11 protein-coding genes and 2 pseudogenes are annotated in these 10,359 nt (G+C 30.3%); 11 read left to right on the top strand and 2 right to left on the bottom strand.

Annotated elements, in window-relative coordinates; translation table 4 throughout:
* Positions 1–202 precede the first annotated feature (202 nt).
* Positions 203–355, bottom strand: coding sequence for a hypothetical protein (locus EHU54_RS02660; protein ID WP_400248795.1), 153 nt, complete (start codon positions 353–355; stop codon positions 203–205).
* Positions 356–717: 362 nt separating this feature from the next.
* Here EHU54_RS02660 and EHU54_RS02655 point away from each other — a divergent pair, with 362 nt between their 5' ends.
* From EHU54_RS02655 to EHU54_RS02605, 11 genes and pseudogenes are all read left to right on the top strand, one after another.
* Positions 718–1,170 carry a ribosome maturation factor RimP gene (locus EHU54_RS02655; RefSeq protein WP_400248794.1) on the top strand — a complete coding sequence of 151 codons (453 nt, stop codon included), beginning with the start codon at positions 718–720 and terminating at the stop codon, positions 1,168–1,170.
* Between the two features lie 19 nt (positions 1,171–1,189).
* Entirely contained in the window at positions 1,190–2,605 is a 1,416-nt protein-coding gene (gene nusA / locus EHU54_RS02650; protein ID WP_400248793.1) for a transcription termination factor NusA, read from the top strand.
* Between the two features lie 19 nt (positions 2,606–2,624).
* Entirely contained in the window at positions 2,625–2,900 is a 276-nt protein-coding gene (gene rnpM / locus EHU54_RS02645; protein ID WP_400248792.1) for an RNase P modulator RnpM, read from the top strand.
* Positions 2,901–2,902: 2 nt separating this feature from the next.
* On the top strand, positions 2,903–3,208 hold the full coding sequence (locus EHU54_RS02640) for a L7Ae/L30e/S12e/Gadd45 family ribosomal protein (protein ID WP_400248790.1): 306 nt from the start codon (positions 2,903–2,905) through the stop codon (positions 3,206–3,208).
* A 23-nt stretch (positions 3,209–3,231) separates the two neighbouring features.
* Positions 3,232–5,091, top strand: coding sequence for a translation initiation factor IF-2 (infB, locus tag EHU54_RS02635; protein ID WP_400248789.1), 1,860 nt, complete (start codon positions 3,232–3,234; stop codon positions 5,089–5,091).
* A 119-nt stretch (positions 5,092–5,210) separates the two neighbouring features.
* On the top strand, positions 5,211–5,291 hold the full coding sequence (locus EHU54_RS02630; RefSeq protein ID WP_400248796.1) for a DeoR family transcriptional regulator: 81 nt from the start codon (positions 5,211–5,213) through the stop codon (positions 5,289–5,291).
* Positions 5,292–5,309: 18 nt separating this feature from the next.
* Positions 5,310–5,858, top strand: a complete 549-nt coding sequence (locus EHU54_RS02625; RefSeq protein WP_400248788.1) for a DeoR/GlpR family DNA-binding transcription regulator — start codon at positions 5,310–5,312, stop codon at positions 5,856–5,858.
* A gap of 23 nt (positions 5,859–5,881) precedes the next feature.
* The gene (locus EHU54_RS02620; RefSeq protein WP_400248787.1) at positions 5,882–7,945 is read left to right on the top strand and encodes a fructose-specific PTS transporter subunit EIIC; all 2,064 of its coding nucleotides are present in this window, start codon (positions 5,882–5,884) and stop codon (positions 7,943–7,945) included.
* 70 nt (positions 7,946–8,015) lie between these two features.
* Entirely contained in the window at positions 8,016–8,948 is a 933-nt protein-coding gene (pfkB, locus tag EHU54_RS02615; RefSeq protein WP_400248786.1) for a 1-phosphofructokinase, read from the top strand.
* 317 nt (positions 8,949–9,265) lie between these two features.
* A pseudogene (locus EHU54_RS02610) lies at positions 9,266–9,651 on the top strand (ATP-binding cassette domain-containing protein); the annotation flags it as partial.
* 18 nt (positions 9,652–9,669) lie between these two features.
* The gene (locus EHU54_RS02605) at positions 9,670–9,975 is read left to right on the top strand and encodes a hypothetical protein (RefSeq protein ID WP_400248797.1); all 306 of its coding nucleotides are present in this window, start codon (positions 9,670–9,672) and stop codon (positions 9,973–9,975) included.
* Here the strand turns inward: EHU54_RS02605 and EHU54_RS02600 are convergent.
* Positions 9,972–10,359 (bottom strand): annotated as a pseudogene (locus tag EHU54_RS02600) (hypothetical protein); the annotation flags it as partial. The gene EHU54_RS02605 and the pseudogene EHU54_RS02600 sit on opposite strands and share 4 nt — an antisense overlap.

Below are 10,359 nucleotides of genomic sequence, written 5' to 3'. Positions count from 1 at the left end.
TAAAATCAAATTTATCAAATTTCATAATTTTAGATTCCTATAATTTCTATTTTAAATATATTTTATAGGAATTTTAAAATAACTAGGTTATGCAAGAAGTCTAATGAATTAAAAGTGAAAAAAATAAAATTATTAATATTGTTGTAATTAGACGCGATAATAAACTATTTTAAAGTTATTTTTATTAATAATCATCAAAATCTTATTGATCTCAACAACCAGTCATAACTGGTGGAAAACATAGCATTCTAAAAATTACCCCATTTTTTAATAAAAATTGACGCCCTAGTAACAACCTGCAACTTGAACTCCTCGTGTGTTGTTTATACATTAAAATAATTAATATTCTTTTCATTATTAACTTTTCTTTCCTTTTGAATTTAGCATTATTTTTAAAAATTATTGTGTTATTAAAGTGAAAAATCATAACTCTCTTTTAACTTTATTATAGTAAATACAAGTTGTTTATATAGGGGAAAGATATCTTAAAAAAGAACTGAAATATGATGTAACACTTTATTTTTATTCTACCTTTCCTAATTTATCTTCTTAATTTTGTTGCATTTTTATTAATAAGGTATTATAATAATAATAAAGTAATTAAAACAGGTCAAGAAAGAGCACAAACGTGCTCTTTCTTTAATGCCATAAATTTAGTTATGTTTGATTAAGAAAGGATGGTGTTGAATAGAACATTTTATACAACAAGAAACAAAATTGAAGGCAGCTTTGGAAAATTATTTAGCAAAGCAAAATTTAACTTTGTTTGCAATTAATTATTTACAAGAGTTTGACACAAATTTTGTACAAGTGTTAATTGAAGATAAAACAACTGTGCTTGATTTAGATCACCTAACAGTTATTAGTGAAGAAATTAATGAATTGGTTGATAGTCTTGATTTATTTTCAGAAGAATACTTGTTAGAAGTTTCAACACCAGGTGCTGAGCGACCATTACGAAATTGAAATGAACTACAACAACATGTTAAGGAGTATGTTTATTTAGAATTTAACAAAAAAGTTAATAATTTAGTTAAAGTTACTGGTGAATTATCAATGGTTGATCAGCAACAAAATCTTACTATTACTTATTTTGTTAAAGGTGCTCGCAAAACCTTGCAAACAAATTATCAAAATATTAAATTTGCGCGTTGTGCGGTTAAATTTTAAGAAAGGAATGTTATATAGCATGATTGATGGTGCAAAATTATTGTCAACAATTGATGAAATTGTTAGTGAAAAACAAATTAGTCGTGATTTAATTTTAGATTCAATTAAAGAAGGAATTAGGAAGGCTTATGAAAAACATTTTGATGCAGAAGCAACAATTATTGTTGAGATTGATCAAAAAACAGGACAAATTAAAGTTGAAAAAGAATTAACTGTTGTTAAAAAAGTAGAAGATGATTTATTAGAAATTGGTTTAAATGAAGCCAAAGAAAAATATGGTGATCAAATTACAATTGATGATAAAGTTTATGAACCAGTTAATTCAGAAGAATTTTCACGATTAGCAATTTTCCAAGTTGGCCAAATTATTAAACAACAAATTAAAGAAGCAGAAAAGGATTCAATTTTTGATGAATATATTATCCAAAAAGAACACTTAATGACAGGTGTTGTTATTGCTGCTGAAGAAAAATACTTATTAGTTGAAGTCGAACGAACATTTGCTTATATTCCTCGAAAAAATTTGATCTTTTCTGACCATTTTGAAGTTGGCCAACCAATTACTTTTTTAGCAGAAGATGTTGTTAAATCAAAAAATGCAGGACAAATTACTGGTTCACGAACAAGCAATGATTTTTTATATCGTTTATTAGAACGTGAGATTCCAGAAATTTTTGAGCAAGTAATTGAAGTAAAAGCAATTGCTCGTGATCCTGGGCGTCGTAGTAAGATTGCTGTTTATAGTACAAATGAAAATATTGATCCGATTGGTGCTTGTGTTGGTAGCAAGGGCAGTCGAATTAATAAAGTAACAGCTGAATTACAAGATGAAAAAATTGATATTTGTATTTATAATGATAATAGTCAACAATTTATTATTAACTCATTATCACCCGTAAAAGTAATTTCAATTACAACTAATGATGAAGGAAAAGAAACTCACATTGTTGTTCCTGATGAGCAATTATCATTAGCAATTGGAAAAGGTGGAAGTGCCGCAAAATTAGTTGCAAAGTTAACAAAATGAAAACTAAACATTATGAGTTATAGTGAAGCGTTAACGAAACAAGTTGAAATTTTATGAAATGGAAATTTAACAACTGATGAACTTAGTGCATTACAAGTTAAATTAAAAGATAAAATTAAACCAAAAGCCACTGTTGAAACAAATACTGTTGATATAACAGCCGGTTTACCAGTTGAAAAATTTGAAATTATTGAAGAACAAATGGCTGAAGAAACAATGATTTTAGATGAAGAAAATTATCATGTTGATGATTTAACAGAATCAACTCCTAAAGTATTAGAAAATGAAATTCAAGAAATTGAAGATAATCTTTCTTATTTTGAGAGTGAACAATTTGAAAATCAAGATGATGATGACGATGAAATTAATTATGACGACTATGATGATTATTATGATCAAGATAAATAATTAACTAGGAGGGATATCGATGACAAATCATAAAAAAATTCCCTTACGAAAATGTGTTGTTTCACAACAAATGTTACCAAAAAAAGAATTGGTACGAATTGTTAAGACACCAAACGGGGAAATTATTATTGATCTAACCGGAAAGGCCAATGGGCACGGTGCTTATTTACGACCAACATTAGAGATTTGTGAAAAAGCAAAAAAGACTCATGCATTAGAACGTGCTTTAAAAACAAAGTTAACCGATCAATTTTACGAAATGTTATATTGTGAAATTAGTGAAGGTTGAGATTAACGATGATAGATCAAAAAGGATATAGTTATCTTAGTCTAGCCAAACGAGGGGGTAAACTAATCACAGGGGCTTGTTTGTTAACTGCCATTCAACAAAAAACTGTTTATTTAGTATTAACAAGCAGTGATGTTGGTGCTACGCAAGCAAAAAAATATCAACAAAAATGTTTTTATTATAAGATCCCTTATTTTAGTTGCCTTGATTTCAATTTAACCCAACAAGCTTTAGGAACAAATAATGTTAAAATGATTGGTATTAGTGACCAACATCTTGCCCAACGGTTGCTGACATTATTAAATAATTCTTAAAATTCAAAAAGGAGGAGGGACAGATGAGTAGTCAAAATAACAAACAAAATAAAAAAACATTAGCTAAAAAACAACGAAATCGGATTCAATCACAATTAAAAACGGTTGAAGCACATGTTACCGAAGGAGTTTTTGTTTATGATGAGGCATTAACTATTGCTGAGTTTGCCCAAAAAATTAATAAACCCGTTAGTGAAATTATTAAATACTTTTTTAGTAAGGGGATAATGTTAAATCAAAATACTTTTTTAACTGAAGAGCAATTGGGAGAGTTATGTTTAGAATTCGGGTTAGATTTTAAACGTGAAAAATCAGTAACACATGAAAACTTAATTGAAAGTTTTGAAGTTAATGATGACCCTGCTTCGTTAGAAAAACGACCACCAATTGTCACAATTATGGGCCATGTTGATCATGGGAAAACAACCCTATTAGATAACATTCGTAATACTAATGTGGTAAGTACAGAACATGGGGGAATTACACAACATATTGGGGCTTATCAAATTAAAACGAAACATGGTGAAAAGATTACCTTTGTTGATACTCCTGGACATGAAGCTTTTACACAAATGCGCGCACGAGGGAGTGCAGTAACAGATATTGTTGTCTTAGTTGTTGCCGCTGATGATGGTGTAATGTTGCAAACTAAAGAAGCCATTGATCATGCCAAAGCAGCTGGCGTACCAATTATTGTTTTTGTTAATAAAATGGATAAAGTTGGAATAAATTTAGATAATATTTTAATGCAATTATCACAAGAAGAATTAACTCCAGAAGAGTGAGGAGGAACAACTTCTTATGTTAAAGGAAGTGCTAAACAAAAACAAGGAATTGATGAATTATTAGATACAATTTTATTAATGGCTGATTTAATGGAATTGGAATTAAAAGCAAATCCAAATCGTTTTGCGTTAGGAACAGTGCTTGAATCACACTTAAATCGTGGCTTAGGACCAGTTGCAACACTATTGGTGCAATCAGGAACATTGAATATTAAAGATGCCTTAGTTGTTGGTTATACTTTTGGTTATGTTCGTGATTTATCTGATGAGAGTGGTAAAAAAATTAAATCAGCAGGACCATCAACTCCAGTTATGATTCATGGTTTAAATGAAGTACCAAATGCTGGTGACCGTTTTATGGTTTTTCGAGATGAAAAATTAGCACGTGAAATTGCTTTAAAACGAAAAACAATTGATACAATGAATAAACGTTATAAAAATCAAAATTTCTCGTTAGAAAGTTTATCAGCCCAAATTAAAGATGGACAATTAAAACAAATTAATATTATTTTAAAAGCTGATACTCAAGGAACAGTTGAAGCGGTAAAAGCAAGTCTATTAAAAATTAATATTCAAGGTGTAAGAATTAATGTTTTACGAGCAACTGTTGGGGCAATTTCTGAAAGTGATGTAACATTAGGTTTAGCTAGTCAAGCATTTATTGTTGGTTTTAATGTTCGTCCAACAGCTCATGTTCGGAAAAAAGCCGAAGATGAAGGTGTTGCAATTCGTTTGCATACAATTATTTATAAATTAACTGAAGAAATAGTTGCCGCAGCGGAAGGAATGTTAGATCCAGAAATGGTTGAAGAAGTGTTAGGACAAGCGGAAGTACGTCAAATTTTCCGTCATTCTGATATTGGAACTATTGCTGGTTGTTATGTTACTGATGGTATTATTCCACGAAAATCACGAGTTCGAGTTTTACGTGATGGAGTTATCGTCTATAGTGGTGAATTGGCATCATTAAAACATGTTAAAGATGATATTAAAGAAGCCAAAACAGGGGCTGAATGTGGGTTAACAATTAAAAACTATAATGATTTAAAAGAGCAAGATGTTATTGAAGCTTATACTGAGAAAGCCGTTACAAAGTAATGGTTTTTTTTTTTTTTTTGGTTGTTTTTGGTTAAAAATAAGATATAATTAAAATTGGTGAGAAAATGTTAAAAAAATTGCGATGAGAAAAAATTTTAGCTTGTTTAGATGAATAACAATTAGTATTAGTTAACGACTTAATTAAACAATTGCAGTTATCACCAACAACATTACGCCGTGATTTAACGGAAATGGAGTAATAAGGGTTATTAAAACGAGTGCATGGTGGTGTTAAATTACAAAAGAGTTATGAGGTTCGGATAGAAGAACAATTAAATGAAAAAATCCAACAGCATGCGGAAGAAAAATATTTAATTGCACGCCATGCGGTTAAAAAAATTAAACCAAAAATGTGCCTTTATTTGGATGCTGGTTCATCAACCTTAGCATTAATTAAGTTATTACAACCAGCAGATGATTTAGTAATTATTACTAATTCAATTTTCCATGTAGAACTATTAGCTTTAGGAGAATTTAATAATGTTTATGTCTTGGGAGGAAAATATAAACACCAAACAGGAGCATTAATTGGTTGAGAAGCCATTACGACTTTACAAAAATATCAAATTGATTGTGCTTTTTTAGGCGTGAATGGGATTAGTGGTCAGGATTTATATACGACCGACCCAGATGAAACAATGATTAAAGCAGAGGTTATTAAACTAGCAACAAAAAGTTATATTCTTGCTGATTCATCAAAATTTAACATTAAATCATTAGTAAAATTCGCTTCTCGTTCGGAAGTTGAAATTATTACAAGTTCATAGAAAGGATCAAAGGATAAAAAATTATGAAAATAATTGATTATTTTACTGAAGCAACAACCTTTTTAAAAACTTCTGCGACAGATAAAACTGAAGTCTTTGCAACATTAGCAACAGCATTAGTTAACAATGAAACAGTTACTGATTCAGCAAAGCTAATTAAAGCTTTAGAAAAACGTGAAACAGAAGGTCCAACGGGGGTTGGTGATGGTTTAGCAATTCCCCACTGTTCAAGCAGTAGTGTTACCAAACCATCAATTGCAATTATGACATTAGAAAAGGCAGTTGATTGACAAAGTTTAGATAACAAACCAGTTGATATCATTTTTATGATTACTACGCCAGAACAAGGAGGAGAGCAACATTTACAAGCACTAGCAAAATTAGCTGGTTTTTTAGGAAAAAGTGAAGTTGTAGCCCAAATTCGTGCGGCAAAAACTTTTGCTGATATTCTTAAAGCATTTATTGAACCAGTTACTGACCACGATAAAATGAAAACCGATGGTCACTATGATGTTATTGGTATTACAGCTTGTCCAACTGGAATTGCCCATACTTATATGGCAAAAGAAAAAATGGAAGAAGCAGCAAAGGCAATGGGCTTAACAATTAAAGTTGAAACGCAAGGGCGTAGCGGTAATGAAAATGTCTTAACAGCAACCGACATTGCTAATGCAAAAGCAATTATTCTTGGGATTGATAAAAAAATTACGGGAATGGATCGTTTTAAGGGTGTTTCATATTTAGAAACAAGTACAAAAGATGTTATTTACCATGGCTCTAATGTTATTCAAGATGCTTTGAATGGTAAACGTTTAACAATTGGCAAAGGTGGCAAAGGTGGTAACGATGAAGTTGGTGAATTAAGTTTAAAAAACTTTAAAGATGTAACAAAAAACCTCTTAGGAGGAGTTTCACGAATGTTACCATTTGTGGTTGCTGGAGGAATTATTTTAGGAATTGGTTTCTTATTAGATTCAGGTAAAACAGGAAAAGATTTTGGGGTAACTCGTGATGTTGCTGCATGATTTTCAGGATTAGGAAAAGTAATCTTTGGTATGATCGTTCCAATTTTAGGTGCTTATGTATGTTACTCGATTGTGGGACCACAAGGATTATTACCCGGGATGACAGCAGGATTAATTGCTAATGCTCATGGAATGTTATATGATGCAGAAAATAAAACGGGATGAGCAAATACATGAGGGCGATTATTCCCTGATTCAATTTCAAACTTTAACTCAGGATTTTTTGGAGCCTTAATTGGTGGTTATCTTGTTGCCTTTGCTGTATATGGATGCCAAAAAGGATTTGCTCGGTTCCACCCATCACTACGAGGAGTTCGTGATATTGTATTAATCCCTGTTCTAACAGCTTTAGCAGCAGGAATCTTAATGTTTGGTTTAAATATCCCACTAGGATATTTAAACTACGGTTTAAGTTTGGGTTTAAAAGCAATTGCTGATTATAATTTAAATGCTTTAATTGGAATTATTATTGGTTTAATGATGGCTGTTGATATGGGTGGACCAATTAATAAAGCTGCCTATGTCTTTGGAACCTTAACAATTGATGCTACACAAACAGCTTATGAAGGAATTCGCTCAACGAATGGGGGAACAGTCTTTATGGCTTGTGCAATGTTAACAGGAATGGTACCACCATTAGCATTAGCCCTATGTACAAGAATGTTTAAAAAATATTGAACAAAAAAAGATGTTGAGCAAGGAAATACTAACTATTTCTTAGCCGCATGTTTTATTACCGAAGGGGCAATTCCATTTGCTGCTGCTGACCCAAAACGAACAATTCCATCAATTATGGCTGGAAGTGCTATTACTGGTGCAATTGTTAGTGGTTTTGGTGTAACCTTAGCAGCACCTCACGGGGGGGTTTTTGTCTTTCCGCTATTGCAAATTCAAGATAATGGTAAAAATTGATTTAGTATTGCTAATCATGGTGCTTCAATTGGAGTAGCAGTCTTAATTTCAGTTACTGCACTAATTATTGGAAGCTTTATTAGTGCCTTGATTCTTGGATTTTGAAGAATGCATAATGTTAAAAACAATAAAATTATTTTAGCAATTTAATTTAAAAAGTAAAAACCCAACTCATTGGGTTTTTATAATACTAAAATAAAAAGAGAAAGAGTACGAAAAAATGATTTATACATTAACATTAAATCCCGCAATTGACCAAGTTATTGAAGTTCCTAATTTCCAGGTAGGAGAAACTAATAAAGCGATTAGTGAGTATGAAGTAATTGGTGGCAAAGGAATTAATGTTGCCGTAATGTTGCAACATTTAGGATATTCAACTACAGCATTAGGCTTTTTGGGGCGTGATAATAAGGAAATGTTTGAACATTATTTGATAGAGCAAAAGGTTGGTGCTTGTTTTCATGAAGTTAATGGTAAAAACCGAACTAATATAAAAATTAAAAGTTTAGAAATAAAACAAGAAACAGAATTAAACGGTCTTGCTTTTTCTGTTAGTGCTGATGATGTTATGGCACTGTTAACAATTCTTAAAACAGAATTAACCAAAAATGATTGTTTAATTATTTCTGGTTCATTACCAGGCAATTGTCCATCTGATTTATATCAAACAATTAGTACTTACTGTGATGAAAATGAAATCTTATTTGTTGTTGATGCAACAAAAGATGTTTTATTATCAACTTTATCATCTAAACCATTCTTAATTAAACCAAATTTAACGGAATTAAATGAACTATTTGAAACAAATTACCAATTTACTCAAAAAGCAGAAATTGTTGCTTTAGGAAAAAGATTGCAAGAACAAGGGGTACAAAATGTTTTAATTAGTAGTGGTAAGGATGGGAGCATCTTAATTACTCCAACAAATGTTTATGTTGGTAATACTGCAACAGGACAATTAATTAATTCAGTTGGCGCTGGTGATTCAATGGTTGCTGGATTTGTTGGAACATATTTAGCAACAGATGATTATCAAGAAGGAATGTTAACCGGTATTTGTGCTGGATCAGCGACAGCATTTAGTCAAGGGATTGCTGACAAATTGTTAGTGGAAAGTTTAAAGCAACAAATCAAAATTAGTACTTTTAGATAAAAAAATGATATTTAATAATATCATTTTTTTATTTTATGTCATATTGTTCATTGCCGTTACAATTATAGTTTATGACCAAAATATATCTTTTTAAATCTTGTTAATGAATATTTATGATACCAAAAATTGATGGAATTGAGAATTTTACTTTCCTAAGATCAATTATAATACTTCTTTGGAGATTATAAAATGAAATCTTTTTTCTTGAAAATGGTATAGTTTGGCAAATTACGCTTTATTTACGATAAAGTTAAAATGAAAATCTTTTCCTTAATGGTAAAATAAGGAATAATTAGCCTTAAAAATAGGAGGATTTTATGGCAATTATCTTAGAAGCCAAAGCTATTAGCAAAAAATACCATCAAAAATTTGTTTTAAAAGATGTTAATTTAATAATCCATCAACATGAAAAAATTGGTTTAATTGGTGCTAATGGAAGTGGTAAAACAACATTAAGCGAGATTATTGCTGGTGTGCGAAAGCCTAATAATGGTGAAATTATTTATCAACCAAATTTAACCATTGGAATGCAGTTTCAAAATTCCCAATATCCACATGGGTTAACAATAATGGATATGATTAAATATTATTGTAAAGTATTTCAGTTATCTTTCCAGCAGGATGAAATTAAACAATTAATTAGCATTTATCAGTTAACAGAAGTTGCTAAAAAAAGATTGTTAAATTATCAGGAGGTCAGCAACAGCGATTAAACATTTTATTGTCAGTTATTCATCAGCCACAATTAGTAATTTTGGATGAAGTTTCAATTGGCTTAAATATTGCAGTTAAAGAAACTATTTTTCAATTTTTAGAACAAAATATTATTATTAATCAACGAGCAATGTTGCTCGTATCACACAATATGGAAGAAATTGAACGTTTTTGTGAGCGGGTTATTTATTTATCAGCAGGAAAAATTAAAGCTGATTTAGCAGTAACTGATATTCTTCAAAAGTATAGTAGTGTCTTTAACTATACAAAAGAGATGTTTGAAAATGAACAAAATAAAGACTCTTTTAATTAAGAGTCTTTATTTTTATTAGCACTTTGATTGTAGTCTTCGTTAATTGCGTTAGCTGCGTTAATCTTATTTTCCAAATTTGGATGAATTTTTAATAAACTTCGAAAAATGATATCAGATATTAAAATTTGAACAATTTTAGAAGATAATGCTGGAAAACGCTCATTTTCTTTTGTATGAACTTCAAATAAAATTTTATGTTTAATTTTATATAATTGATCAATGTTCGGATTATTAGTAACTAAAGCCACATCAATGTTCAGCTTATTTGCTAAATTAATAATATGGTCGCATGGAAAAAAGAAGGGTTTTAAAAAATACATAGAAATTGAATAAGAATAATAAATTAAACCATTTACTAAAATGGTTTTTTTATTTGTAAAACCA

The sequence above is a fragment of the Spiroplasma sp. ald genome (assembly GCF_044714355.1).
Taxonomy (GTDB): domain Bacteria; phylum Bacillota_I; class Bacilli_A; order Mycoplasmatales; family Mycoplasmataceae; genus Spiroplasma; species Spiroplasma phoeniceum.
This window is presented reverse-complemented; position numbering and strand designations above follow the sequence as displayed.